Source organism: Arthrobacter sp. CMU6, assembly GCF_059090205.1.
This window is the reverse complement of sequence record NZ_JBNHFL010000023.1, coordinates 18,066-43,714: the sequence shown is the minus strand read 5'-3', so window position 1 is coordinate 43,714 and position 25,649 is coordinate 18,066. Positions and strand designations below refer to the sequence as shown.

The 25,649-nt window shown below is 67.0% G+C and carries 27 protein-coding genes, 1 pseudogene and 1 riboswitch; of the genes and pseudogenes, 21 read left to right on the top strand and 7 right to left on the bottom strand.

Annotated features, from left to right (window positions below):
* Positions 1 to 4: 4 nt before the first annotated feature.
* The gene (locus tag AC5RWD_RS16290) at positions 5 to 364 is read right to left on the bottom strand and encodes a class I SAM-dependent methyltransferase (RefSeq protein ID WP_494021005.1); all 360 of its coding nucleotides are present in this window, start codon (positions 362 to 364) and stop codon (positions 5 to 7) included.
* 113 nt (positions 365 to 477) lie between these two features.
* Positions 478 to 1,338, bottom strand: a complete 861-nt coding sequence (gene purU / locus AC5RWD_RS16285) for a formyltetrahydrofolate deformylase (protein WP_494021004.1) — start codon at positions 1,336 to 1,338, stop codon at positions 478 to 480.
* A 42-nt stretch (positions 1,339 to 1,380) separates the two neighbouring features.
* A riboswitch (ZMP/ZTP riboswitch) is annotated at positions 1,381 to 1,467 on the top strand.
* Between the two features lie 174 nt (positions 1,468 to 1,641).
* Between purU and glyA the strand changes: the two genes are divergently transcribed.
* The 13 genes from glyA to AC5RWD_RS16220 all read left to right on the top strand — a co-directional run bounded on the left by glyA (position 1,642) and on the right by AC5RWD_RS16220 (position 13,741).
* Positions 1,642 to 2,946, top strand: coding sequence for a serine hydroxymethyltransferase (gene glyA, locus AC5RWD_RS16280; protein ID WP_494021003.1), 1,305 nt, complete (start codon positions 1,642 to 1,644; stop codon positions 2,944 to 2,946).
* A 3-nt stretch (positions 2,947 to 2,949) separates the two neighbouring features.
* Positions 2,950 to 3,849: a bifunctional methylenetetrahydrofolate dehydrogenase/methenyltetrahydrofolate cyclohydrolase gene (locus AC5RWD_RS16275; protein ID WP_410558395.1), complete on the top strand. Its 900-nt coding sequence runs from the start codon at positions 2,950 to 2,952 to the stop codon at positions 3,847 to 3,849.
* 260 nt (positions 3,850 to 4,109) lie between these two features.
* Positions 4,110 to 5,303, top strand: a complete 1,194-nt coding sequence (locus tag AC5RWD_RS16270) for a sensor histidine kinase (protein ID WP_494021002.1) — start codon at positions 4,110 to 4,112, stop codon at positions 5,301 to 5,303.
* 13 nt (positions 5,304 to 5,316) lie between these two features.
* Positions 5,317 to 5,982 carry a response regulator transcription factor gene (locus AC5RWD_RS16265; protein WP_494021001.1) on the top strand — a complete coding sequence of 222 codons (666 nt, stop codon included), beginning with the start codon at positions 5,317 to 5,319 and terminating at the stop codon, positions 5,980 to 5,982.
* A gap of 139 nt (positions 5,983 to 6,121) precedes the next feature.
* Positions 6,122 to 6,442 (top strand): SHOCT domain-containing protein, encoded by a 321-nt coding sequence (locus AC5RWD_RS16260; protein WP_494021000.1) that lies wholly within the window; start codon positions 6,122 to 6,124, stop codon positions 6,440 to 6,442.
* Between the two features lie 337 nt (positions 6,443 to 6,779).
* Complete coding sequence (locus tag AC5RWD_RS16255; RefSeq protein ID WP_494021044.1) at positions 6,780 to 7,715, top strand: ABC transporter ATP-binding protein; 936 nt, start codon at positions 6,780 to 6,782, stop codon at positions 7,713 to 7,715.
* Between the two features lie 31 nt (positions 7,716 to 7,746).
* Positions 7,747 to 8,622 (top strand): ABC transporter permease, encoded by an 876-nt coding sequence (locus AC5RWD_RS16250; protein ID WP_494021043.1) that lies wholly within the window; start codon positions 7,747 to 7,749, stop codon positions 8,620 to 8,622.
* Positions 8,619 to 9,452 carry an ABC transporter permease gene (locus tag AC5RWD_RS16245; RefSeq protein WP_494020999.1) on the top strand — a complete coding sequence of 278 codons (834 nt, stop codon included), beginning with the start codon at positions 8,619 to 8,621 and terminating at the stop codon, positions 9,450 to 9,452. The genes AC5RWD_RS16250 and AC5RWD_RS16245 overlap by 4 nt, the downstream gene beginning before the upstream one ends.
* A 62-nt stretch (positions 9,453 to 9,514) precedes the next feature.
* A complete protein-coding gene (locus tag AC5RWD_RS16240) occupies positions 9,515 to 10,078 on the top strand; it encodes a hypothetical protein (RefSeq protein ID WP_494020998.1) in 564 nt (187 codons plus the stop codon).
* Positions 10,079 to 10,088: 10 nt separating this feature from the next.
* Positions 10,089 to 10,922, top strand: a complete 834-nt coding sequence (locus AC5RWD_RS16235; RefSeq protein WP_494020997.1) for an exodeoxyribonuclease III — start codon at positions 10,089 to 10,091, stop codon at positions 10,920 to 10,922.
* 18 nt (positions 10,923 to 10,940) lie between these two features.
* Positions 10,941 to 12,026 (top strand): tryptophan--tRNA ligase, encoded by a 1,086-nt coding sequence (gene trpS / locus AC5RWD_RS16230; protein WP_494020996.1) that lies wholly within the window; start codon positions 10,941 to 10,943, stop codon positions 12,024 to 12,026.
* 4 nt (positions 12,027 to 12,030) lie between these two features.
* Positions 12,031 to 12,639: a 2'-5' RNA ligase family protein gene (locus AC5RWD_RS16225; protein ID WP_494020995.1), complete on the top strand. Its 609-nt coding sequence runs from the start codon at positions 12,031 to 12,033 to the stop codon at positions 12,637 to 12,639.
* 37 nt (positions 12,640 to 12,676) lie between these two features.
* Positions 12,677 to 13,741, top strand: a complete 1,065-nt coding sequence (locus tag AC5RWD_RS16220; RefSeq protein ID WP_494021042.1) for a YihY/virulence factor BrkB family protein — start codon at positions 12,677 to 12,679, stop codon at positions 13,739 to 13,741.
* Here the strand turns inward: AC5RWD_RS16220 and AC5RWD_RS16215 are convergent.
* The 5 genes from AC5RWD_RS16215 to sdhC all read right to left on the bottom strand — a co-directional run bounded on the left by AC5RWD_RS16215 (position 13,698) and on the right by sdhC (position 18,184).
* Positions 13,698 to 14,468, bottom strand: coding sequence for an alpha/beta hydrolase family protein (locus AC5RWD_RS16215; RefSeq protein ID WP_494020994.1), 771 nt, complete (start codon positions 14,466 to 14,468; stop codon positions 13,698 to 13,700). The two genes, AC5RWD_RS16220 and AC5RWD_RS16215, sit on opposite strands and share 44 nt — an antisense overlap.
* A 148-nt stretch (positions 14,469 to 14,616) precedes the next feature.
* Complete coding sequence (locus AC5RWD_RS16210; RefSeq protein WP_306921628.1) at positions 14,617 to 15,399, bottom strand: succinate dehydrogenase iron-sulfur subunit; 783 nt, start codon at positions 15,397 to 15,399, stop codon at positions 14,617 to 14,619.
* Between the two features lies 1 nt (position 15,400).
* A complete protein-coding gene (gene sdhA, locus AC5RWD_RS16205) occupies positions 15,401 to 17,203 on the bottom strand; it encodes a succinate dehydrogenase flavoprotein subunit (protein WP_494020993.1) in 1,803 nt (600 codons plus the stop codon).
* 105 nt (positions 17,204 to 17,308) lie between these two features.
* The gene (locus tag AC5RWD_RS16200) at positions 17,309 to 17,800 is read right to left on the bottom strand and encodes a succinate dehydrogenase hydrophobic membrane anchor subunit (RefSeq protein ID WP_494020992.1); all 492 of its coding nucleotides are present in this window, start codon (positions 17,798 to 17,800) and stop codon (positions 17,309 to 17,311) included.
* A 3-nt stretch (positions 17,801 to 17,803) separates the two neighbouring features.
* Positions 17,804 to 18,184: a succinate dehydrogenase, cytochrome b556 subunit gene (sdhC, locus tag AC5RWD_RS16195; protein ID WP_076798412.1), complete on the bottom strand. Its 381-nt coding sequence runs from the start codon at positions 18,182 to 18,184 to the stop codon at positions 17,804 to 17,806.
* A 257-nt stretch (positions 18,185 to 18,441) separates the two neighbouring features.
* Between sdhC and AC5RWD_RS16190 the strand changes: the two genes are divergently transcribed.
* The 8 genes and pseudogenes from AC5RWD_RS16190 to AC5RWD_RS16155 all read left to right on the top strand — a co-directional run bounded on the left by AC5RWD_RS16190 (position 18,442) and on the right by AC5RWD_RS16155 (position 25,626).
* Positions 18,442 to 19,575 (top strand): mannose-1-phosphate guanylyltransferase, encoded by a 1,134-nt coding sequence (locus tag AC5RWD_RS16190; protein ID WP_494020991.1) that lies wholly within the window; start codon positions 18,442 to 18,444, stop codon positions 19,573 to 19,575.
* 164 nt (positions 19,576 to 19,739) lie between these two features.
* Positions 19,740 to 20,945: an amidohydrolase gene (locus AC5RWD_RS16185; RefSeq protein ID WP_494020990.1), complete on the top strand. Its 1,206-nt coding sequence runs from the start codon at positions 19,740 to 19,742 to the stop codon at positions 20,943 to 20,945.
* A 143-nt stretch (positions 20,946 to 21,088) separates the two neighbouring features.
* The gene (locus tag AC5RWD_RS16180) at positions 21,089 to 21,523 is read left to right on the top strand and encodes a MarR family winged helix-turn-helix transcriptional regulator (protein ID WP_494020989.1); all 435 of its coding nucleotides are present in this window, start codon (positions 21,089 to 21,091) and stop codon (positions 21,521 to 21,523) included.
* 107 nt (positions 21,524 to 21,630) lie between these two features.
* Positions 21,631 to 22,062: an organic hydroperoxide resistance protein gene (locus AC5RWD_RS16175; protein WP_494020988.1), complete on the top strand. Its 432-nt coding sequence runs from the start codon at positions 21,631 to 21,633 to the stop codon at positions 22,060 to 22,062.
* Positions 22,059 to 23,086, top strand: a pseudogene (locus AC5RWD_RS16170) (NADP-dependent oxidoreductase). The gene AC5RWD_RS16175 and the pseudogene AC5RWD_RS16170 overlap by 4 nt, the downstream one beginning before the upstream one ends.
* 178 nt (positions 23,087 to 23,264) lie before the next feature.
* Positions 23,265 to 23,696, top strand: coding sequence for a cytidine deaminase (locus AC5RWD_RS16165; protein ID WP_494020987.1), 432 nt, complete (start codon positions 23,265 to 23,267; stop codon positions 23,694 to 23,696).
* Entirely contained in the window at positions 23,693 to 25,006 is a 1,314-nt protein-coding gene (locus AC5RWD_RS16160) for a thymidine phosphorylase (RefSeq protein WP_494020986.1), read from the top strand. The genes AC5RWD_RS16165 and AC5RWD_RS16160 overlap by 4 nt, the downstream gene beginning before the upstream one ends.
* 2 nt (positions 25,007 to 25,008) lie before the next feature.
* Positions 25,009 to 25,626 carry a DedA family protein gene (locus AC5RWD_RS16155; RefSeq protein WP_494020985.1) on the top strand — a complete coding sequence of 206 codons (618 nt, stop codon included), beginning with the start codon at positions 25,009 to 25,011 and terminating at the stop codon, positions 25,624 to 25,626.
* Positions 25,627 to 25,649 lie beyond the last annotated feature (23 nt).

Sequence of the window (25,649 nt, the reverse complement as noted above, 5' to 3'; positions counted from 1 at the left end):
GCAGTCAGGGGAGGACGACGGCGATCGGCGCACCTGGTTCTGCCACGCGCTCAAGCTCCCGCACGACGTCGTCCGCCTGCTCCGCCGTGAGCCCCTCCAGCGACTGGACCGCCCAGACCGCCGGGAACGTATTCGCCGCGAACGGCAGGCGCGCCGGGTCTGCCACCGACACGCTCAATCTGCGGGCCATCGCATACCGGACGTTTCCGTCGAAGGGATCAACGCCCGTGTAGTGGATGCCGGCCTGGACGAACCTGAGGCCGTCGTCGCCCGGACCGCAGCACACGTCCAGCACGGCGTGCCTGCCCTGGGCCTTGAGCAGGGCGATGAAGGGTTCCAGCGAGGTTTCCGTCAGCAGAGTCATCGTGTTAACCAGTTTTGGTTAAAACCCGCTGTGTGTGAACCGCCGCCGAAAAGCCGCCGCCGCGGACACGGTCCGCGGCGGCGAAGTTGGCCGGCAAAGTTGAAGGCGGCAGATCAGTTGAAGACGACAGTCCGGTTGCCGTCCAGCAGCACGCGGTGCTCGGCGTGCCACTGCACGGCCTGGGCAAGAGTGCGGCCTTCCACGTCCCGGCCCATCTGCACAAACTGCTCCGGCGTCCGCGCGTGGTCCACGCGGATGACTTCCTGCTCAATGATCGGGCCCTCGTCCAGCGCGGCCGTGACGTAGTGCGCGGTGGCGCCGATCAGCTTCACGCCGCGGGCATGGGCCTGGTGGTAGGGCTTGGCGCCCTTGAAGGACGGCAGGAAGGAGTGGTGGATGTTGATGGCCTTGCCAGTCAGCTCGGTGCAGAGATCGTCCGAGATGATCTGCATGTAACGGGCCAGGACGGTCAGTTCGACGCCCTCTTCAGCGATGATCTTTCGCAGCTGGTCCTCGGCCTGTTCCTTCGTGTCGGCCGTCACAGGGATGTAGTGGAACGGGATGCCGTAGAACTCCGCCAGCCCGGCCAGGTCCCGGTGGTTGGAAACAATAGCGGGAACCTCGATGGGCAGGGTGCCGGAGCGCTGCAGGAACAGGAGGTCGTTCAGGCAGTGGGCGGACTTGCTGGCCATCAGCAGGGTGCGGACCTTCCGGCCCACGGGGTTCAGGTTCCACTGCATGCCGAAGGCTTCGGCCACCGGCTCCAGGGCGGCAACCACCTCAGCCTGGGAGGCGGTGGTGGTGGCTTCCACGCGCATGAAGAAGGTTCCAGTGGACTCGCTGCCGTACTGCTGGGAATCCGTAATATTGCAGCGCGCCACGAGCAGGGCGCCGGCAACGGCGTGCACAATTCCGGGGCGGTCGGGGCAGGACAGGGTTACTACGTACGATTTGGCGAGCTGGTCTTCATTCACGAAGAACAGCCTACCCGCGCGTGGGCGGCGCTTTTGATACTGTGGTGGGGTCGCAACTGGCGTTTGGGTGGCTAACCACCAGGGAGCGGCATTCACGAAGACCACGGATCGTACGCCTGGGCCGAGGGTCATGTTTTGCCGGTAGCGCTGCGCTTCTCGAAGAGCAGCCGCCCAGTGCGCTGCGGCGCCCTTAATGGATCTGCGTCCAGAAGCGTTTCCGGATGGTGGTCATCGAAGGGCGGAGCAACGTTCAAGCCGGTAGCCTGACCTTTAGCAGTGCCCATCCCTAGCCAGGAGTTCTTCGTGACTACTTCACCGACTTCCGTTAGCACCTCCTCCGTCAGCAACCAGCCGCTGGCTGAACTCGATCCCGAGATCGCCGCAGTACTGGACCAGGAGCTCGGCCGCCAGCGCGGCACCCTGGAAATGATCGCCTCCGAAAACTTCGCGCCCCGCGCGGTCATGGAAGCCCAGGGCTCCGTTCTGACCAACAAGTACGCCGAGGGCTACCCGGGCCGCCGCTACTACGGCGGCTGCGAGTACGTGGACGTCGCCGAGCAGCTGGCGATCGACCGGGTCAAGGCTCTGTTCGGCGCCGAGTACGCCAACGTCCAGCCGCACTCCGGCGCGCAGGCCAACGCCGCCGCGCTCCACGCCATGATCACCCCCGGGGACAAGATCCTGGGCCTCTCCCTGGCTCACGGCGGCCACCTCACGCATGGCATGAAGCTGAACTTCTCCGGCAAGCTCTATGAAGTTGCCGCGTACCAGGTCGAGGAAGACAACTTCCGGATCGACATGGACAAGCTGCGCGAGCAGGCCATCGCCGAAAAGCCCCAGGTCATCATCGCCGGCTGGTCCGCGTACCCGCGCCACCTCGACTTCGCCGCGTTCCGGTCGATCGCCGATGAGGTGGGCGCCCTGCTCTGGACCGACATGGCGCACTTCGCCGGCCTCGTTGCCGCCGGACTGCACCCGAGCCCGGTGCCGCACTCCGACGTCGTCACCTCCACCGTGCACAAGACCCTGTCCGGGCCGCGCTCCGGCGTGATCCTGGCGAAGCAGGAATGGGCCAAGAAGCTCAACTCCGCCGTCTTCCCGGGCCAGCAGGGCGGCCCGCTCATGCACGTGATCGCTGCCAAGGCCGTGGCCTTCAAGATTGCCGGCACCGCCGAATTCAAGGAGCGCCAGGAGCGCGTCCTGGAAGGCGCCAAGATCATCGCCGACCGCCTCAACCAGTCCGACGTTGCCGAGGCCGGCGTCTCCGTCCTCACCGGCGGCACCGACGTTCACCTGGTGCTGGTGGACCTGCGCAACTCGCAGCTGGACGGCCAGCAGGCCGAGGACCTCCTGCACTCCGTGGGCATCACAGTGAACCGCAACGCCGTGCCGTTCGACCCGCGCCCGCCGATGGTCACCTCCGGCCTGCGCATCGGCACCCCGGCCCTGGCCACCCGCGGCTTCGGTGCCGCCGAATTCACCGAGGTTGCCGAGATCATCGCCACCGCGCTGAAGGCCGGCTCCGCCACCGACGTTGAGGCCCTGCAGGCCCGCGTGGACAAGCTCGCTGCCGACTTCCCGCTGTACCCGCAGCACGAGCAGTGGTGATCCGTGACTGAAACCGCAAAAACCGCGCAGATCCTTGACGGCAAGGCTACCGCCGCTGCCATCAAGGCCGAGCTGACCGAACGCGTGGCCGCACTCAAGGCCAAGGGCGTCACTCCGGGACTGGGCACCATTCTGGTGGGGTCTGACCCCGGCAGTACCTGGTACGTGGGCGGCAAGCACAAGGACTGCGCCGAGGTGGGCATCAACTCCATCCGCCGCGACCTGCCCGAGGAAACCACCCAGGACGAGCTCCTGGCCGTGGTCCGCGAGTTGAACGACAACCCGGAATGCACCGGCTACATCGTTCAGCTGCCGCTGCCCAAGCACATCGATCAGGACGTCATCCTGGAGGCCATGGATCCGGACAAGGACGCCGACGGCCTGCATCCGATGAACCTGGGCCGGCTCGTGGCCAACATCAGCGGCCCCATGAAGTCCCCGCTGCCCTGCACCCCCAAGGGCTGCGTAGAACTGCTTAGCCGCCATGGCATTGACCTGAAGGGCAAGCGCGTCCTCGTTGTGGGACGCGGCGTGACCATCGGCCGCCCGGTGGGCCTGCTGCTGACCCGCAAGGACGTCAACGCCACCGTGGTCCTGGCGCACACCGGCACCGCCGACCTGCCCGCCGAACTACGGCAGGCCGACGTCGTGATCGCCGCGGCCGGCGTGCCGCACCTGGTCAAGGCCGAGGACCTGAAGCCGGGCGCCATCGTGCTCGACGTCGGCGTGAGCCGTGTTGACGACGGCACCGGCAAGGCGGTGGTCACCGGTGACGTGCACCCCGACGCCGCAGACGTCGCCGCATGGCTGTCCCCGAACCCGGGCGGCGTGGGTCCGATGACCCGCGCCATGCTCCTGGCCAACGTGGTGGAAACCGCCGAACGCCAGGCGGGCATCGCCTAATCCGCTGATCGCGCCAAACCGCTGATCGCGCCGGGCCCACGCCAGCAGGGTTCCCGGGCCGAGCTTGCGAGGTCAGGGTGCTGGTGGGGAGGGTTCCCTGACCGAGGTTGGGGTGCGGGTGGGGAGCGAGATCCTGGGTTTCGGCAAGCTCAACCGGCGGGCTCAACCACCGCCACGTGGGGTGCCTACTCCTCCGGGAGTAGGCGCCCTACGCCGTTAAGCCGACGACGGGTGGGGCCGTCCCGGTTAGGCTCGGACTTATGCAGCGTCGTTTCCGGGGACCGCCCACAGCAGCCATCGTGGTTGCCGTGGCGGTCTTCGAGGTGGTCGGCACTATCTTCGCCTCCGCCCGGCAGCCTGACCACCGGCCGCTGGATGCCCTCGCGTTCGTCTTGCTGCTCGCAGGACCGGCGGCCCTGTCGCTGCGGAGGCGCGCCCCGCTGGTGATGCTGCCTGCCGCGGCCGCCTCCGTCGCAGCGTACCTGGCGCTTGGTTACGCCTGGGGCCCGGTGTTCCTGTCGCTGGCGCTGGCGATCGTGCTGTCCGCCGCGGCCGGGAAGCGCTGGCAGACCTGGGCCGTGGCCGGCGCCTGTGCAGCCGTCCTGGTGACTGTCGCGGCGGCCGCCGGCGACGAGTTCGCCCTGGTCCGGGCATTCGCCGGGACCTCGTGGCTGGCCATTCTTGTGCTGGTGGGGGAGGGCGTGCGGCTGCGCACCGAACGGGTGGCGGAACGGCGGCGCCAGCACGAGGCCCGCGAACAGGCTGCCCGCGATGAGTACCGGCTTGCCCTTGCCCGGGACATCCACGACGTCGTTGCCCACTCCCTGTCCCTGATCAACGTCCGCGCGTCCGTGGCGCTGCATCTGGGCGAGAAGGACCCTGCCCAGTTCCGCCCCGCGCTGGAAGCCATCAAGGCGGCCAGCAAGGATTCGCTCGCCGAGGTCCGCCAGCTCTTGGGCGTGCTCCGCGAGGATGCTCCGCTGAGCCCCGCGCCGCCGCCCCGGCTGGACCGGCTTCCCGGGCTGGCCGACGACGCACGCCGCGCCGGGCTCGAGGTCAGCCTGACTGCGCCCGAGGCGGCCGCCGTGCAGGAGCTGCCGGACGCCGCCCAGGAAGCGGCGTACCGGATCGTCCAGGAGGCCCTGACCAACGTGGTGCGGCATTCCGGTGCCCGGAAGGCTGCCGTCATCCTCGCCCTGGAGGGCACGACGGCGGCGGGGAACCCCGGAAAGCAGCTCACCGTGACCATTGACGACGACGGCGCCGGGGCCGCCGGGGTTCCGGAAGGCAACGGCGTGACCGGGATGCGGGAGAGGGCAGCAGCCGTGGGCGGTTCGCTGCACCTGGCGCCGTTGAACCCGCCGCCGCATCCGGGCTGGCGGGTCCGGGCCGTGCTCCCGGTAGCCGGTCCGCCGTCCCGTCCCTCTCCAGGAACGAAGCGGGAATCACAGTGAAACGGGATGCGCAGTGATCCGGATCCTGCTGGCCGATGACCAGACGCTCATCCGTGCCGGCTTCCGTGCCCTCCTGAACGCCGAAGCGGACATGGAGGTGGTGGCCGAGTGCGGAACCGGCCGTGACGCCGTTCGCCTCGCTGCCCGGGAGCGTCCGGATGTGGTGCTGATGGACATCCGAATGCCCGAGATGGACGGGCTGGAGGCCACCCGGAAAATCATGGCGGACCGGAACCTGAACGGGACGAGGATCATCATCCTCACCACCTTCGAACTGGATGAATACATCGCGGAGGCGGTGCGGGCCGGGGCCGCAGGGTTCCTGGTGAAGGACACCGAACCCGAGGAGCTGCTCCGCGCCGTCCGCGTGGTCCACGACGGCGACGCCCTGCTCTCGCCGTCCGTCACCCGGCGCATCATGGCCCAGCTGGCGCTGCAGTCCCGGGCCACGGCGGCTCCGGTGTCGCTGGAGAACATCACCGAACGGGAGCGCGAGGTCCTGCGGCTGGTGGGCGAAGGCCTGAACAACGCGGAGATCGCGGACCGGCTGGTGATCACGCCGCTCACGGCCAAAACCCACGTCTCACGCATCATGACCAAGCTGCTGGTCCGGGACCGGGCACAGCTGGTGGTGCTGGCCTACGAATCCGGGCTGGTGCGGCCGGGCTGGGCCGGCTGAGGAAGCAATGGCCGGACTCCCGGCGGAGTACGCGGGGCACCCAAGGTGTCTCCCGGCGTCGGACGACCCGCAGCCGTCGGACGCGCAGACTCGAAGCAGAGCCGAAAGACGGCCCTTACGGAGATTTTGGGAGCATGACATGACTTCATCCTTAGCCACCACATTCGCGGTCCAGTCCGCGCAGCTGCCGGCCGATCCCGTTGCCCACGGCCCATGGGGCGGCGGATTCTCGCCGTGGTTCCTACTATTCCCGCTGTTCTGGATCCTGGTGATCGGCCTGCTCATCTTTTTCGCCCGGCGCACCTGGCGACGGAACCACGAATGGGCCACCGCCCGCGGCGGCGAAAGCGTCCTGCGCGAGCGCTATGCACGCGGCGAAATTGACGAGACCGAGTACCGCCAGCGCCTGGAGGTCCTCCGCGGCGACTCACGCGGCGAGGCCCGGGGGAACCGCAGGTAACACAAAGCACAACGGGGGCCCATGCCCGCCGGGTTCCCTGGCCGTGGAGCCGCTCCGGCGAGGGCCCCGGCCCGAGCTTGCGAGGGCAGGGAGCCGGAGCGGACTTGCGAGGCAAGGGGGCGGGCGGGGAGGGGCAGATATCGCCCGCTGGTGCCTCCGGATTGGGCGATACCGACCTCGCGTTGCTGTTCCGGCTTTTTGATATTTAGCTATTCCTTTGGCCCACGACGCGTACTAGCGTAATGGGGTGCCCGAACTCCATTCCGCCGAAGGAACGTCCAAAAAGCCTGTGCCCGCCAACGAGAGAGGGCCCGAGAAAGAATCAGGGCCCTGCGCCGTGCCCGCCCCGCCGCGGTACGTGATTACCGCCGAGAACCTGACTAAGACCTACGGCGAGGTCACCGCCGTCGACGGCATTTCCTTCAGTGTTCCGGCGGGGGAGTCCTTCGGGCTGCTCGGCCCCAACGGCGCCGGGAAGTCCACCACCATGAAAATGATCGGCGGGGTTTCCCAGCGGACCTCCGGAAACCTGACCATCATGGGGCTGGACCCCGAACAGAACGGCCCGGAGGTGCGCGCGCACCTGGGCGTGGTGCCGCAGCAGGACAACCTGGACGAGGAACTCAAGGTCCGGGACAACCTGCTGGTCTACGGCCGCTACTTCGGCCTGCCCATGAGCTACCTCAAGCCCAAGGCCGACGAACTGCTCGAATTCGCCCAGCTGACGGACAAGGCCAAGTCCAAGGTGGACGCCCTGTCCGGCGGCATGAAGCGCCGCCTCACCATCGCGCGCTCACTCATCAACGAGCCGCGCATCCTGCTGCTTGACGAGCCCACCACGGGCCTCGACCCGCAGGCGCGGCACATTCTCTGGGACCGGCTGTTCCGGCTGAAGGAGCAGGGCGTCACGCTGATCCTCACCACGCACTACATGGACGAGGCCGAGCAGCTCTGCGACCGGCTGATCGTGGTGGACAAGGGCCGCATCATGGCGGAAGGCTCGCCGGCCGCGCTCATCCGGGACTACTCCACCCGCGAGGTCCTGGAGCTGAGGTTCGGGTCGGAGCGCAACGCCAGCATCGGTGCCGAACTCGAGGGCATCGGCGAACGCCTGGAAACCCTCCCGGACCGCGTGCTGATCTACACCCACGACGGCGAGGCGGCGCTGGAGGAAGTCTCCGCGCGCGGGCTGCGGCCGCTGACCTCGCTGGTGCGCAGGTCCTCGCTGGAGGACGTGTTCCTCCGGCTCACCGGCAGGAGCCTCATTGACTGAGCCGTCAACCGCCGGACACGCCGGCGGGCACATTGCCGGGCCCGCTCCCGCCGGGAACGCACCGGAAGGCCCGACGGCGGGACGCACCTTGCGCGCCCACCCTCCCGGGGTGTCGGCCGCCAAGGCGCGGCGCTGGGGCGCATTCTACTACGCCGAGCAGGTCCTGCGCGTCATGAAGGGGTACGGCTGGTCCATCTTCCTGTACAGCGTGGGCCAGCCCGCGGCGTATCTGTTCGCGATGGGCGTCGGCCTGGCCACGCTGGTGGACACCAACACCGTCGCCGGCTTCGGCGGCGTCAGCTACATCGCCTTCATCGCCCCGGCGCTGCTGGTGTCGGCCGCGGTCATGACCGCAGCCAACGAGTTCACGTTCCCGGTGATGGACGGCTTCAAATGGCGCCGGGTGTACTACGGTCCGCACGCCTCGCCGCTGACTCCCGAACAGATCGCGGCCGGGCAGATCATCGCTGTGACACTGCGGTTCCTGCTGCAGTCCGTCATCTACTTCGTCATCGTGGCCATGTTCGGCGCCTCACCCAGCGGCTGGGGCTGGGGCTCCGTGCTGGTGGCCACGCTGGCCGGGCTCTCGTTCGGCTTGCCGCTCATGGCCTACGCGGCATCCATCAAGGAGGACAAAGGCCAGTTCGCCATGGTGATGCGGTTCATCGTCATGCCGCTGTTTCTGTTCTCCGGCACGTTTTTCCCGCTGGACACGCTGCCCGTGCTGGTCCGCTGGATCGGCTGGATCTCGCCGATCTGGCACGGCACGGAACTGGGCCGGGTGATGACCTTCGGCTACGAGGAATCCCCGGTGCTGACCATCATCCATGTCGTGTTCCTGCTGGCCCTGGCCTGGTTCGGCTGGGTCCTCACCAAGCGCCAATTCATCAGGAGGATGGGACAGTGACAGTCCTGACCCAAGGCCACGCCGTCACGGAGGAGGCCCGGAACCGGCGCTTCGGCCCGCTGTACTCCCGCAACGCCCGTGCGGTGATCGGGCGCGGGCTGATGGCCACCAAGAGCAGCAACTGGCTAGTCATGCTGTCCGGCTTCTTCGAGCCGGTGCTGTTCCTGATTTCGATGGGCGTCGGGATGGGCGCCGTGGTGGGCTCCGTCGCCGGTCCGGGCGGCCAGGAGATCAGTTACGCGGCGTACATCGCACCGGCGCTGCTGGCGGTTTCGGCCATGAACGGCGCGGTGTACGACTCCACCTGGAACGTCTTCTTCAAGATGAACTTCGCCCGGCTCTACCAGGGGATGCTGTACACCTCGCTCGGGCCGCTGGACGTGGCCATCGGCGAGATCTTCCTGGCGCTGCTGCGCGGCCTGCTGTACGCCACCGGGTTCACGGCGGTCATGGGGCTGATGGGCCTGATCACCACGCCGTGGGCGCTGCTGATGATTCCGGCGTCGGTGCTGATCGCCTTCGGGTTCGCCAGCTTCGGCATGGGTATCACCAGCTTCATGAAGACGTTCCAGCAGATGGACTGGGTGAACTTCATCATGCTGCCGATGTTCCTCTTCAGCGCCACCTTCTATCCGCTGAGCGTCTACGCCGAGTACATCCAGTGGCTGATCCAGGCCATGCCGCTGTGGCACGGGGTGGAGCTGCTGCGGCAGATCAGCGCTGCCTCCTTCACCCCGGCCACGGCAATCCACGTGGGCTACTACCTGGTGATGATCGTGCTGGGCCTCATGCTCACCACCGGCAGGCTGCGGAGCCTGTTCCTGAAGTAGGCAGGTGTTCGCCGCCGGTGGAAGCGTTCTGGGGCGCTCCCGGGATTTGAGAGAATAGCTTCATGCAATCTCTGGGCAGCTCCAAGTCTTCATCCACGCCGGGCCGGGGCGGATTCTCCATGTTCCGCATCAGCGGTCCGGGCCTGCTGGTCCTGATCACCGCCTTCCTGGTGGCAGTGATCTTCGCCGCCAACCAGAACGACGTCGTCGGCTGGGTTGTTGCCGTCATCGCACTGTTCTGGCTGGCGCTGGCCTCCTTCGTGGTGTTCAGCATCCAGCGGGCGGCCAAGAAGGCCGGGGCCAAGATTAACGAGGCGCACAACGCGTTCAACGCCGCCACAGGCCGCGCGCCCTCCACCGCCTCGGCCGACCACGGCGGAACCCGCCTGGTCCGTGAACGCGGCGAGGCGGAGGAGATCCGGGACATGAAGCTGGACCACTCTTTCAAGATCGTCCAGGTGCAGGTGCGCGTGGTGGAGCAGGAGCGGGCCAAGGGCGCAGCTGCGGACCAGGACACCATCCGCCGCGCCCTCGAGACCATTGAGATCACTGCCACCAACGCCCGTGACATGATCAAGTCGTCCGGCGGGTCCGGCGAACCCGTGACCGGAACCATCATCGACTAGAGTGGAACGGGTGAGCTCGGCATTGAAGAAGGACCACCTTCGCATCGCAACAGTCAACGTCAACGGCCTCCGCGCTGCCTACAAAAAGGGCATGGGCGAGTGGCTTGCGGCCCGCGAAGTGGACATCCTGACCCTGCAGGAAGTCCGGGCCCCGGACACCATCGTGCGCCAGCTCATCGGCGAAGGGTGGCACATCCTGCACGCCGAAGCCGAGGCCAAGGGCCGCGCCGGCGTCGCCATCGCCTCCCGCGAGGAGCCCCTTGTCACCCGCGACCACATCGGCGATGACTACTTCGCCACCGCCGGCCGCTGGGTGGAGGCCGACTTCCGCGTCCGCGACGCCGAAGGCAACGCGTCCCAGCTGACCGTCGTGAGCGCCTATGTGCACTCCGGCGAGGCGGGCACGCCCAAGCAGGAGGACAAATACCGCTTTCTGGATGTCATGAGCACGCGTCTGCCCGAGCTCACCAAGCACAGCGACCACGCCCTGGTCACCGGTGACCTGAACGTCGGCCACACTGAGCTGGACATCAAGAACTGGAAGGGCAACGTCAAGCGTGCCGGCTTCCTGCCGGAGGAGCGCGCCTACTTTGACCGCTTCTTCGGTGAGGAGATCGGTTGGAAGGATGTTCACAGGGGCCTGGCGGGCAACGTCAACGGCCCCTACACCTGGTGGTCGCAGCGCGGCCAGGCCTTCGACAACGACGCCGGCTGGCGCATCGACTACCACCTGGCCACCCCCGCCCTCGCGGCCGCAGCAGTTTCGGCCGTCGTGGACCGGGCACCCTCGTGGGACACCCGCTTCTCTGACCATGCCCCGCTGGTAGTGGACTACCGGCTCTAGTTCCGAAGGCTTCGACGAATGACCTCCACTTCCACCGTGACCGACGCCGCTGCGCAGCCCGAAGCAGCGGACGGCACCCAGCCGGCTGCCGGGATCCGGCACCGCATCCTGTCCGGCATGCAGCCCTCCGCTGATTCCCTGCACCTTGGCAACTATCTCGGCGCCCTCGTGAACTGGGTGCGGATGCAGGATGAATACGACGCCATCTTCTTCATCCCGGACCTGCACGCGATCACCGTCCCGCAGGACCCCGCGGAACTGGCGCACCGGACGCGGGTCACAGCCGCGCAGTACATCGCCGGCGGCGTGGACGTGGACAAGTGCACCCTGTTCGTCCAGTCCCAGGTGCCCGAACACGCCCAGCTGGCCTGGGTCCTGAACTGCATCACGGGCTTCGGCGAAGCGTCCCGCATGACCCAGTTCAAGGACAAGGCGCTCCGGCAGGGTTCGGACCATGCCAGCGTCGGCCTGTTCACCTACCCGATCCTGCAGGCCGCGGACATTTTGCTCTACCAGCCGCACGGCGTACCGGTGGGCGAGGACCAGCGCCAGCACGTGGAGCTCAGCCGCGACCTCGCCACCCGGTTCAACACCCGGTTCGGCAAGACGTTCACCGTTCCGGAGCCCTTCATCCAGAAGGAATCGGCGAAGATCTACGACCTGCAGCTTCCCACCGCCAAGATGTCCAAATCTGCGGAGTCGCCCAACGGCCTAATCAACCTGCTCGATGACCCCAAGGTCACCGCCAAGCGGATCAAGTCCGCCGTGACCGACGCGGAGACCGAGATCCGGTTCGACCGGGAAACGAAGCCCGGCGTGTCCAACCTGCTGACCATCTACTCGGCTATCACCGGGCAGACCGTTGACCAGCTGGTGGCCGCCTATGACGGCAAGATGTACGGCCACCTCAAGGTGGACCTTGCCGAGGTGGTGACCGAGCGGCTGACCCCGATCCGCGAGCGTGCCAACGAACTGCTTGCCGACCCCGCGGAGCTGGACCGGCTGCTGGCCCACGGGGCGGACAAGGCCCGCGCAATCGCCTCTGCCACCCTCGCGGACGTCTATGCCAAGACCGGATTCCTGCCATATGCCGGAGCCCGCTAGCGAGATGCCGGCCCCCACGCCCGCCAACAGCGGAGTCAGCAACGGAATGAGCCTTGGGGTCATTCTGGGCTTCCCGCCTGAAATCGCCGAGGAACTGCAGCGGTGGCGGGCATCCTTCGGGGACCCCATGGCCACCGTCATCCCGGCGCACATCACCCTGGTCACCACCACCCCCACGCACGACTGGGAAGCGGCCCGGGACCACGTGCGGGCGGTGGCCCGGACGCAGGCGCCGTTCATGGTGACCATCGCGGGAACAGGGTCCTTCCGGCCCGTCTCGCCGGTGGTTTTCATCAGGGTCGACGAGGGCTTCCAGGAGTGTGTCGACCTCCACGAAAAGCTCCAGACCGGACCGCTCGAACGTGAGCTGCCCTTTGCCTACCATCCCCATGTGACCATTGCCCACGACGTCGCACCGGAGAGTCTCGATGAGGCCGAAACGGTGCTGAAAGACTACAGGGCGACCTTCCCGGTGGTTAGCATGGGACTCTACGAGCACGACACCGACGGTATTTGGCAGCTACGGGAAGAGCTTGACTTTGGTACCGAACCAGACGACGAACGGGACTCCCTCCGAGCAACAAACGCTGACGGAGCCACCGCTCCCCACTGAACGGGCACAGCTCAAGCTGGAGGTCATCCGCAAGCGGGTGGAGTGGGGCAAGGCCCGGAGGTCCGGCCAGGGGACCTTCCCCCGGCTCATGGCCCTGGTCCAGTTTCTGCAGGCCCGGCTTAACACCTTCCGTCCCGTCCGGGTGCTGCAGCACTACACCAGGCAGCACGGACCGCTGATGAGTGCGGGCATCGGCTTCAACATGTTCTTCTCCATCACGGGCCTGCTGACCACCGGGTTCTCCATTGCGGGGCTGGCCCTGCGCGGCCAGCCCGCGCTCCTGGACCGGATCATTGCCAGCGTGGCCGAGAGCGCGCCGGGCCTGCTGAAGGTGGACGGCGGGGAGGGCCTGGTGGACCCGAAGGACCTCCTGAACCCCGACGGGCTCGGTTGGACGGCAGTCATTGCCGCCGCCGTTACCGTCATTACCTCCCTGGGCTGGATCGCCGGGGTGCGGGAAGGCCTCCGCGGAGTGATGATGCTGGGCCCGCTCAAGCTCAATCCCGTGGTCCTCAAACTGCACGACGCCGGAACGCTGCTGCTGCTCGGCGTGGCCCTGGTCATCAGCTCGGGCGCGTCCCTTGTGTTCGGCACCGCGGCCGGCTGGGTGATCGAGCAGCTCCGGCTGGACCCGGCCGTGGCGGGGCCGCCGGCGGCACTGATCAAGATCGCCGTGCCGCTGCTCCTGAGCTGGATTACGGCGCTCATCATGTTCCGCCTGGCCGGCAGTCTGAAGCTGTCACGTCAGGCGCTGCTGGAAGGGACCATCCTCGCCGGGGTGGGCACCACGGTCCTGCAGGTATTCAGCACCGAACTGCTGGCCGGGGCGGGACGCAACCCCATCCTGGCGCCGTTCGCCATCATCATCGGCCTGCTGATCTGGTTCAACCTGGTGAGCCGGGTCTATCTTGTTGCCGCGTCCTGGTCGGCCATCCGCGAGGAGGACCTGAAGGCGGCCCCGGCGGCAAAAACCACCGGCTGGGGGCCACGGCAGGTGCAGCCCGGTAAGACGCCGGTGGAACGGTACCACCCGGCCGAGCATCCGCGCCCGGTGGGGGTCAGTGTCCGGCGTCGAGGTACTGGTCGGCCCACGCCGCGATGATCTTCGCGGCCCGCGCGGCTTGCCCCTTGCCGGTCAGCAGGTGGTCGCTGCCCTCCAGCGAGACGAAGTTCCGCGGGTGGCGGGCGGTCTGGAAGATCGTGCTGGCGTTCTCGATGCCCACGGTGTTGTCCGTGGGGGAGTGCAGGACCATCAGGGGCTTGTGCAGGCGCCGGATGCAGTCCGTGAGGTCGGCGTTTTCGAGGTCCTCCACGAAGTGCCGGCGGATTTCCACGCGCTTGCCGCCCAGGTCCACCTCGGCGCTGCCTTCGCTGAGGATCTTGTCCAGCGCCGCATCGAAGACGTGGGCCACATGTTTGGGGGAGAAGGGCGCCCCGACGGTGGCGACGGCATCGAGCTCCGGGATTTCCGACGCTGCCGCGAGCACGGCGGCGCCGCCGAAGGAATGCCCCACCAGCAGGGAGATGGCCCGGCCCTCGGCCCGCATGTACTCCGCCGCCCGGACAGTGTCCGCCACCTTGTGGCTGAAGGAGCCTGCGGACCACTGCCCTGCCGAACCGCCGAGGCCCACGTTGTCGAAGCGGAGCATGCCGATCCCGTTGTCCGCCAGGGCCTTGCACATCCGGGACGCCGCGGGGCTGTCCTTGCCCAGCGTGAAGCCGTGCGAAAAGACGCCCCAGCCCTTCACCGGGCCGTCCGGAACATCGAGGATGCCGGACAGCAGTTCACCGGTGGTGCCTTCGAACGAGACTTTTTCGGAGCGGTGCATCTTTTACCTACCTGCTGGTTGAGCTTGCCGTAACCCGGATCTCGACAAGCTCGATAATCGGGTCTGATACGACGACGGCGCCGCTCACCGTACGTTTCCCGTACGTGGTGAGCGACGCCGTCGTCCGTTTGTCGCTAAATAAGCGGGCTCAGATCTTACGGGCCAGGATGGCCTGCTTGACCTCGGCGATGGCCTGCGTGACCTGGATGCCGCGGGGGCATGCCTCGGAGCAGTTGAAGGTGGTGCGGCAGCGCCACACGCCTTCCTTGTCGTTGAGGATCTCCAGGCGCATGTCGCCGGCGTCGTCACGGGAGTCGAAGATGAACCGGTGGGCGTTCACGATCGCTGCCGGGCCGAAGTACTGGCCATCGGTCCAGAACACCGGGCAGGAGGACGTGCACGCGGCGCACAGGATGCACTTGGTGGTGTCGTCGAAGCGTTCACGGTCCTCGGCGGACTGCAGGCGTTCCTTCGTGGGCTCGTGGCCCTTGTTGATCAGGAACGGCATGACCTCTCGGAAGGACTGGAAGAACGGCTCCATGTCCACGATCAGGTCCTTCTCCACCGGCAGGCCCTTGATGGGCTCAACGGTGATGGGCTTGGACGTGTCCAGATCCTTCAGCAGGGTCTTGCAGGCGAGACGGTTGCGGCCGTTGATGCGCATGGCATCGGAACCGCAGACGCCGTGGGCGCAGGAGCGGCGGAAGGAGACGCTGCCGTCCACTTCCCACTTGATCTTGTGCAGGGCGTCCAGCACGCGGTCCGTGCCGTACATGGTCAGCTTGAAGTCGTCCCAGCGGGCTTCGGCGGAAACCTCGGGGTCGTAGCGGCGGACGCGCAGGGTGATGTCGAACGTCGGGATTTCCCCGCCGCCGCCCACACCGGCGGGAAGTTCGATCTTGGAGGCTGGCTCAGCAAGTTCAGCGGACATATTAGTACTTCCTCACCATCGGCTCGTAGCGCGTAAAGACAACCGGCTTGGTGGCAAGCCGCACACCGGCGATTGCCTCCTCCGCGGAACCGTCGGCCGGTGCGTGGTCTTCTTTGTACGCCATGGAGTGCTTCATGAATTTTTCGTCGTCGCGGTCCGGGAAGTCCTCGCGGAAGTGCCCGCCGCGGGATTCCTCACGGTGCAGGGCAGCAACCGTCATGACCCGTGCCAGTTCCAGCAGGAAGCCGAGCTCAACGGCCTCCAGCAGGTCCAGGTTGAAGCGCTTGCCCTTGTCCTGGACGTTGATGCGCTTGTAGCGCTCCTCGAAGGACTCGATGTCCTTCAGGACCTGGTTGAGCGTGTCTGCCGTGCGGAACACCTGCATGTTGGCGTCCATGGTGTCCTGCAGTTCCTTGCGGATCTGCGCCACCTTTTCGTCCCCGGTGCCGTTGCGGGCAATGTCCAGCAGTTCGGTGGTGTATGCCACCGGGTTCTCCGGCAGCTCCACGAAGTCAGCGGTCTTGGCGTACTCCGCGGCTGCGATGCCGGCGCGCTTGCCGAACACGTTGATGTCCAGCAGGGAGTTGGTGCCCAGACGGTTGGAGCCGTGCACGGACACGCAGGCCACCTCGCCGGCAGCGTAGAGGCCCGGAACCACGGTGTCGTTGTCCTGCAGGACCTCGGTGCTGATGTTCGTGGGGATGCCGCCCATGGCGTAGTGCGCCGTCGGGAAGACGGGGACGGGCTCCGTGTAGGGCTCCACACCGAGGTAGGTGCGGGCGAACTCGGTGATGTCCGGCAGCTTGGCGTCGATATGGGCCGGCTCAAGATGCGTCAGGTCAAGGAGCACGTAGTCCTTGTTCGGGCCGCAGCCGCGTCCTTCACGCACCTCGTTGGCCATGGAGCGGGCAACGATGTCACGCGGGGCGAGGTCCTTGATGGTGGGGGCGTAGCGCTCCATGAAGCGTTCACCCTCGGAGTTGCGCAGGATGGCGCCTTCACCGCGGGCGGCTTCGGACAGGAGGATGCCCAGACCGGCGAGGCCGGTCGGGTGGAACTGGAAGAACTCCATGTCCTCGAGGGGGATGCCGCGGCGGAACGCGATGCCCATGCCGTCACCGGTCAGGGTGTGGGCGTTGGAGGTGGTCTTGAAGACCTTGCCGGCGCCGCCGGAGGCGAACACCACGGACTTGGCCTGGAACACGTGCAGCTCGCCGGAGGCGAGGTCGTAGGACACGACGCCGGCAACGCGCTTCTGCTTGAACGGCGTGCCGTCCTCGCGTACGGCGTCTTCCTCGACGGTCAGGAGGTCCAGGACGTAGTACTCGTTGTAGAACTCAACGTTGTGCTTAACGCAGTTTTGGTACAGGGTCTGGAGGATCATGTGGCCCGTGCGGTCGGCCGCGTAGCACGCGCGGCGCACCGGAGCTTTGCCGTGGTCACGGGTGTGGCCGCCGAAGCGGCGCTGGTCGATGCGACCCTCGGGCGTGCGGTTGAACGGCAGGCCCATCTTCTCGAGGTCCAGTACCGCGTCGATGGCCTCTTTGGCCATGACCTCGGCGGCGTCCTGGTCTACCAGGTAGTCGCCGCCCTTAATGGTGTCGAAGGTGTGCCATTCCCAGTTGTCTTCCTCGACATTGGCCAGGGCTGCGCACATGCCGCCCTGCGCCGCACCCGTGTGGGAGCGGGTGGGGTACAGCTTGGTCAGTACTGCTGTTCGCGCACGCTGACCAGATTCGATCGCGGCGCGCATCCCGGCGCCACCGGCACCGACGATGACGACGTCGTACTTATGGACCTGCATACCAGACGCTCTTTCTCTCAAAATTCGCAATAAAACAGCGGGCGGTCTGAGCCGTCTCCGCACAAAATCGCGGCCCGCCAATGGATGGCGGGCCGCCACGGGATGCTACGCGGGGCAGAAGCCGCCGGGCAGCTGGACGCCGTCCACTACCGGGCACGGGTTGAACGTGAAGATCACCAGGGTGCCGAGGATGATGATGACGGCGGAGGCTGCATAGAGGACCATCTTGAGCCAGAAGCGGGTGGAGTCCTTCTCGGCGTAGTCGTTGATGATGGTTCGCACGCCGTTGGTGCCGTGCAGCATGGCGAGCCACAGCATGGCGAGGTCCCAGAACTGCCAGAACGGATCTGCCCACTTGCCGGCAACGAAGCCGAAGTCGATGGCGTGGATGCCCTCGCCCACCAGGAGGTTCACGATGAGGTGGCCGAAGATCAACACAACCAGGACCACGCCGGACAGACGCATGAACAGCCAGGCGAGCATTTCGAAGTTGCCGCGCGAGCTTCCGCTGCGGCGGTACTTCGGGTCGATCTTGCCGGATTCGGGCTTGCCGCCGATCTGTCCGCTGCGCGGGGACTGGATCTCAGTTGCAGACATGGCTTAGTGACCTCCGAGCGCGAGGGACAGGTGGCGGATGGCGAAGGCGACCATGGTGACGACCCACAGGCCCAGCACCACCCAGAGCATCTGACGCTGGTACTTGGCGCCCTTCTTCCAGAAGTCGACGGCGATGATCCGCAGGCCGTTAAAGGCGTGGAACACGATCGCTGCAACGAGGCCCGTTTCACCCAGGGCCATCAGCGGGTTCTTGTAGGCACCGATTACAGCGGTGTAGGCCTCAGGCGACACCCTCACCAGCGAGGTGTCCAGCACATGGACCAACAAGAAGAAAAAGATCACTACACCAGTAATGCGGTGTCCAACCCAAGACCACATGCCTTCACGGCCGCGGTACAAGGTGCCAGCTGGTTTCGTCGGCACTGAATAAACCTCCCTGCGACACAGCGGCGCTGGCGTGGGATCCACGCGGGGGGAACGCCTACTGCGAGAGCACTCGTAGCTCAGGCCTAAATCTAGGCTTCGCTCACAGCTTATTCAATTCAGGTGGTCCTTGCCCGCCACGTACTGTACGGATTTTCGGGTTTTTTGAGACCAACACCACATCTGTTGCCGCTGTATCCGCATGCCGGCCGCCGGTGAAAGGCCGCCTTGAGGTGCGTCGGCTAAAGTAGGGCCTGATGAGTAACGACAAAGTGACAAGCCAGGATTCACCTCTCAGCCGTTTTATCGCTGTGATTCCTGCAGGCGGTGTGGGGACCCGCCTCTGGCCTCTGTCACGTGCAGCAGCTCCCAAATTCCTTCACGACCTCACCGGGTCGGGCAGCACGCTTCTGCGTGCCACCTACGACCGCCTCGAACCGCTGGCCGGCAACCGTGTCCTTGTTGTCACGGGCGTGGCGCACCGCACGGCCGTGTGCAGCCAGCTGCCCGAGGTGCAGGACGGCGACCTCGTGCTCGAAAGCGAACCGAAGGACTCCGGTGCCGCGATCGGCCTGGCCGCAGCCATCCTGCACCAGCGCGATCCGGACGTCATTATGGGCTCCTTCGCCGCGGACCACGTCATCAGCCCCGACGGTCTCTTCCAGGATGCGGTGCGGGAAGCCATCCACACCGCGGCGGCCGGCAAGATCGTGACCATTGGCATCAAGCCGACGCACCCGTCCACGGGCTTTGGCTACATCCGGTCCGGAAACTCGCTGCACATACCCGGCGCGCCCAGCGCCCAGGCCGTAGTGGAGTTCGTGGAGAAGCCGGACGAGGACGTTGCCCAGCAGTACGTGGACAGCGGCGAGTACGTCTGGAATGCCGGCATGTTCGTGGCGCCCGTTTCCCTCATGCTCAAGCACCTGGAAGCGAACCAGCCCGAGCTGTTCAACGGCCTGCAGGAAATTGCCCAGGCGTGGGACACCCCGCAGCGTGACGAAGTCACCGCGCGGATCTGGCCCACGCTGCCCAAGATTGCCATTGACTACGCAGTCGCCGAGCCCGCAGCGGCGGCCGGGGACGTCGCCGTCGTGCCCGGTTCGTTCCGTTGGGACGACGTCGGCGACTTCGCCTCCGTGGGCCGGCTCAACAGCGCCAAAGAAGTGGACGAGGTGACCGTCCTCGGCGAGGGCGCCCGCGTCTTCACCGAAAACGCCAGCGGCGTGGTGGTCTCGGACACCAAACGAGTCATTGCGCTGATCGGCATTAAGGACGTCGTCATCGTGGATACCCCGGATGCGCTGCTGGTTACCACCAAGCAGCACTCGCAGAGGGTGAAGCAGGCGGTGGACGCCCTGAAGGCCAGCGGCGACACCGACGTCCTCTAGCGCGACGTTTGATTGGGCGCCGTCGTCTGCCCAGGCCGGCGCCCTCCAGTGTTACCCATGAACGCCCTCCAGCGTTACCCAGGAATACGTAAACCGGAGACGGCGGACACGTAACGCGGAGAAGGCGATGACGCTAATTATTGCGGCCTCGCTACAGTTGAGGTGTGCGCAATTACACTACTGAAACTGAGCCGACGGCACTCGTGGGGCCATGGCTTGAGCCCCTGCTGCCGGAACTGATCGATTTTCGCCGCGACCTGCATGCGCACCCGGAACTGTCCTTCAGGGAATTCCGGACCACCGACAAGCTGGCGGAGCGGCTCGAGGCTGCCGGCCTTGAGCCCCGGCGGCTGGAGGGCACCGGCCTGACCGTGGACATCGGCGAAGGCCCGATCGCCACGGCGCTGCGCGGTGACATCGACGCCCTGCCGATCATCGAGGAAACGGGGCTGCCGTTCGCTTCGAAGAACCACGGCGTCACGCACGCCTGCGGCCACGACGTGCACACCACCACCATGCTGGGCATTGCGCTCGTGCTGCACCGCATGCACCAGGAGTCCCCGCTGGGCGGGTCCGTGCGCATCATCTTCCAGCCTGCCGAGGAAACCATGCCCGGCGGTGCGCACTCCTGCATCGAGCAGGGCGTCCTGGAAGGTGTGCCCCGCATCCTCGCGCTGCACTGTGACCCCCGCATCGATGTGGGCAAGATCGGCACGCGCATTGGCGCCATCACCTCGGCGTCGGACACTATCCGGATCGAACTGTCCGGCCGCGGCGGGCACACCTCGCGCCCGCACCTGACCGAGGACCTCGTGTTCGCGCTGGCACAGATTGCCGTGAACGTGCCAGCCGTCCTCTCCCGCCGGGTGGATGTCCGCAGCGGCGTCTCGGTGGTGTGGGGGCACATCTCCGCAGGATCGGCGCCCAACGCGATCCCCGGCACGGGGTACATGGCCGGAACCATGCGTTGCCTGGACCGCGATGCCTGGCACAGCGCCGGTGAACTGCTGGACGAAGTGGTGCACCAGGTGGCTGCGCCCTACGGCGTCGACGTGCGGCTGGAGCACACCCGGGGCGTTCCTCCGGTGGTCAACTCCGAGCACGAGACGGCGCTGATTGAGGCGGCAGCGCGCGCTGAGATCGGCGAGGGTGCCGTGATGCTGACGCCGCAGTCCATGGGCGGGGAAGATTTCGCCTGGTTCCTGGCAGAGCTGCCCGGGGCCATGATGCGCCTCGGCACCAAGACCCCCGGCGGCGAGGAGTACGACCTTCACCGCGGCGACTACATCCTGGACGAGCGCGCCCTTGGCTTCGGCATCCAGGTCCTCACTGCCGCAGCACTGCGCACCATCCGCGACCTCGAGGCCTAGCCGCCCGGCGCGAACGGACACTTGAGCCCCCTGCACGCAGCGCGAACTGGCAGCTAATACCCTCAAATCTGAAATTTGCGGCAGCTGCCAGTTCGCGCTGTTCTTCGCTTGTGCACAATTGAATTGCAGCTACTGTTATGGCTATGCCCGATGCTCCCCGCCTTGACCGCCAGGTGTGCTTTGCCCTCTACTCCGCGTCGCGGGCTGCCACAGCCGTTTACCGCCCGCTCCTGGAGGAGCTCGGCCTGACGTACCCGCAGTACCTCGTCATGCTCGTGCTGTGGGAGAACGAGCCCCGCGGCGTGCGGGAACTGGGGGAGGAGCTGGGTCTCGACTCCGGAACCCTCTCGCCCCTCCTCAAGCGCCTCGAGGCGTTGGGCCTCGTGGAGCGGCGGCGCTCGGCGGAGGACGAGCGCCGCGTCGCCGTGCACCTGAGCGAGGCGGGCAGGGCCCTGAGCAGCAAGGCCACCGGCGTTCCCCAGCGCCTCGCCGCCGCAGCGGGCCTGGGCCCCGCCGAACTTGACCAGCTGCGAGAAACCCTCGGCAAGCTCACAGCAGCCCTGCACGCTTCGCTCTAGCCGCGTTTCGCTCCAGCCGCGTTTCCTCTAGCCGCGCTTCGCTCAACCGGCGTTTCGCGCACACGCAGCCCACAAACCACCAGACCTCTCTATCCGAAGGAAACACCTTGAAGACTCTCTACACGGCCGAGGCCCTCGCATCCGGCGAAGGCCGCAACGGCTCCGCACGGACCCAGGACGGTAAACTCGACGTCAACCTCGCCAGCCCGGTGGAGCTGGGCGGCAGCGGCCAGGGGACCAACCCGGAGCAGCTGTTCGCGGCAGGCTATGCGGCCTGCTTCCACTCCGCCCTCCGCGTGGTGGGACGGCAGGCCAGGGCAGACCTCACTGACTCCGCTGTCGCAGCCAAGATCCACTTTGGCGCCTTCGAGGACCGCGAGGGCTACGGCCTGGCCGCCGAGCTGGAAGTCGCCCTCCCGGCGCTGGACCGCGACACCGCCGAGGCGCTCATGGCCAAGGCGCACAGCATCTGCCCGTACTCCAACGTGACGCGCGGCAACATGGACGTCGCACTCACGCTCGTGGAGTTCGCAGCGTGAGCGCCGGCGCAGCAACGGCAGTGCCGGTGACCACCCGCGAGATCCAGCTGGCCTCGCGCCCGTCGGGACGGCCCGTCCCGGAAAACTTCAGGCTCGCCGAGACACCAGTCCCCGCCCTCAGTGAGGGCCAGGTCCTGGTCCGGAACCTGTTCATCTCGGTGGACCCTTACATGCGCGGCCGCATGAACGACGCCAAATCCTACTCAGCGCCGTTCGCGCTGGACGAAGCGCTCGACGGCGGTGCGGTGGGCGAGGTGATCGCGTCCCGGTCCGCTGTGCGCAAGGTGGGGGACGTCTCGTACATCAGCTCGGCTGGCGGGAGCACGCGGCGGTGGACGCGGAGCGGACCACCACCGTGGACACGAACCTGGCACCGGCCTCTGCCTTCCTGGGTGCGCTGGGCATGACCGGACTCACCGCGTACGCCGGCCTGCTGAAGGTCGCGGAGTTCAAGCCCGGGGATGCCGTTTTCGTCTCGGGTGCCGCCGGCGCCGTTGGCTCGCTTGTGGGGCAGATCGCCAAGGCAATGGGCGCCTCAAAGGTGATCGGCAGCGCGGGCACACCCGAGAAGGTTGCGCGCCTGCTGGACCTGGGCTTCGACGCCGCCTTCAACTACCGCGATGCCCCGGTCCTGGACCAGCTGAAGGCCGCCGCCGGCAGCAACGGCATAGACGTGTACTTCGACAACGTCGGCGGTGAGCACCTCGAAGCGGCGCTGTCCGTCCTGAACGTGGGCGGCCGCGTGGCCATGTGCGGTGCCATCGCGCAGTACAACTCGACGGAACCGCCGGCAGCGCCGCGCAACCTGGCGGTGGCGATCGGAAAGCAGCTCACGCTGCGCGGGTTCCTGGTGGGCGGCCAGCGGCAGCATGCCGCCGAGTTCGCCGGGCGGATGGCCGGCTGGCTCGCCGACGGGACCGTCCGGTACGACGAGACGGTGGTCGACGGCCTGGAGAACGCTCCGCAGGCCTTCATGGACATGCTCGACGGCGGGAACACCGGAAAGATGCTCGTCCGCCTCTAGCGGCACAACAGTCTCCACCACCGAGCGCGAACGGACACTTAAGCCCCCTGCCCGGGGGCCTCAAGTGCCCGTTCGCGCTCGGCGTGTTACCCGGACATGCCACAGGACACTAAAGTGGGCTCAGAAGTGCGCTTCGGCGCACCCGGGTGCCGGCCAGCGGCATCCCGTACGCCAAGGGGTGACGGCCGTGCAGAACGACGCCAACGAAGCGGGCGCCGTCATCGACTGGACGGCCCTGGAAGCCGCCGCGCGCGACGCCATGAAGGCCGCCTACGCGCCCTACTCGAACTTTCCGGTGGGGGCCGCGGCGTTGACCGAGGACGGCCGGACCGTGAGCGGCTGCAACGTGGAGAATGCCAGCTACGGCCTGACCCTGTGCGCCGAGTGCGTCCTGGTGGGAAACCTGCAGATGACCGGCGGCGGCCTGCTGCGGGCCTTCTACTGTGTCGACGGCGGCGGCAACGTGCTCATGCCCTGCGGACGCTGCCGGCAGCTGCTCTACGAGTTCCGGGCACCCGGCATGGAGCTGATGACCACGCACGGGATCAAGACCATGGACCAGGTGCTGCCCGACGCATTTGGCCCCGAACACCTGGAGGGAACCCGGTGACCCAAAAGAACGAGGCGTTCGACGCCGTCGAAATCATCCGGACCAAGCGCGACAAGGGCGCGCTCAGCCCCGAGCAGATCGACTGGACCATCGATGCGTATACGCGCGGCGTCATCGCGGAGGAGCAGATGGCCGCCTTGAACATGGCCATCCTGCTCAACGGCATGGACCGGGCCGAGATCTCGCAGTGGACCGCGGCGATGATCGCCTCGGGGGAGCGGATGGACTTCTCCGGCCTCCGGCGGCCCGACGGCGGCGTGAAGGTCACCACCGACAAGCACTCCACCGGCGGCGTGGGGGACAAGATCACCCTGCCGCTGGCCCCCCTCGTCGCGGTATTCGGCGTGGCCGTGCCGCAGCTGTCCGGGCGCGGTCTGGGCTACACCGGCGGCACGCTGGACAAACTCGAGTCCATTCCAGGCTTGCGCGCCTCCCTGAGCAACGCTGAAATGCTGGCCCAGCTCCAGGATGTGGGCGCGGTGATCTGCGCCGCCGGCCCCGGGCTCGCTCCGGCGGACAGGAAACTCTACGCGCTCCGCGACGTCACGGGCACTGTCGAGTCCATCCCGCTGCTTGCCTCGTCGATCATGAGCAAGAAGATCGCCGAGGGCACGGGCTCGCTGGTGCTGGACGTCAAGGTGGGCAGCGGGGCGTTCATGAAGGACGAGGCCGGCGCTCGCGAACTGGCTGAGACCATGGTGGCCCTCGGCAAGGACGCCGGGGTGGAAACCGTGGCCCTGCTGACCAACATGGGCACCCCTCTGGGACTTACCGCGGGCAACGCCATCGAGGTGGAGGAATCTGTTGAGGTCCTTGCGGGCGGCGGGCCGCCCGACGTCGTCGAGCTGACGGTGAGGCTCGCGGAGGAGATGCTGTGCTGTGCCGGTGTTTCCGACGCCGATCCCGCCGCCGCGCTCAAGGACGGCAGGGCGATGGACGTCTGGAACCGGATGATCGCGGCGCAGGGCGGCGACCCGCGGGCAAAGCTGCGGGCGGCCAGGGAAGCGGAAACCATCTACGCGCCGGCCGACGGTGTCCTCGTGGCGCTCGACGCGTTCGCCGTGGGTGTGGCGGCCTGGCGGCTCGGCGCCGGGCGGGCGCGGAAAGAGGACGCGGTGCAGGCCGCTGCCGGCGTCCGGCTGCACGCTAAGCCCGGCGCAAGCGTGCGTGCCGGCGAACCGCTCATGACCCTGCTGACGGACACGCCGGAGAAGTTTGCCCGGGCCAAGGAGGCGCTCGAGCACGCCGTCACCATCGCGCCGGAAGGCTCCAGGCCTGCCCAGCAGCTCATCATCGACCGCATCGCCTGACCGTGCAGGCCATCAATGACTTCATCCTGGCTGCCGCCGGCCAGCCGTGGGTCCTGTTCATCGTCCTCGCCTGCTGCATCATCGACGGGTTCTTCCCGCCCATTCCCAGCGAGTCCGTGGTGGTGGGCCTGGCCGCCGTCGCCGCGACGGCCGACGTTCCCAACCCGTGGCTGCTCGCGGCCGTGGCAGGACTGGGCGCGTTCACCGGCGACAACGCCGCCTACCTCATCGGCCGGGGCGTGGGCATACAGCGCTGGGCGTGGATGCGGGGACCGCGGATGCAGCGCGCGTTCCGGTGGGCCGGACGGGAGCTGCGCAAGCGGCCGGCGTCGCTGATCCTCGTGGCCCGGTTCGTCCCCATCGGCAGGGTGGCAGTCAACCTGACCGCAGGAGCCACGCACTATTCCCACTCCCGCTTCATCGGGCTGACTGTGCTTTCCGCCACCCTCTGGGCCTCGTATTCCGTGGCCATCGGGCTGTTCTTCGGCCAGTGGTTCGAGGAAAACCACCTGCTGGGGGCCGTGATCGCCATTGTTTGTGCCATTGTGCTGGGCATCCTGGTTGACCTCGGCATCAACCGGCTCCGGAACCGCATTCAGGATCCGCTCGAAGAACGTTGACTTTCCAATCAAGGCATAGCGGA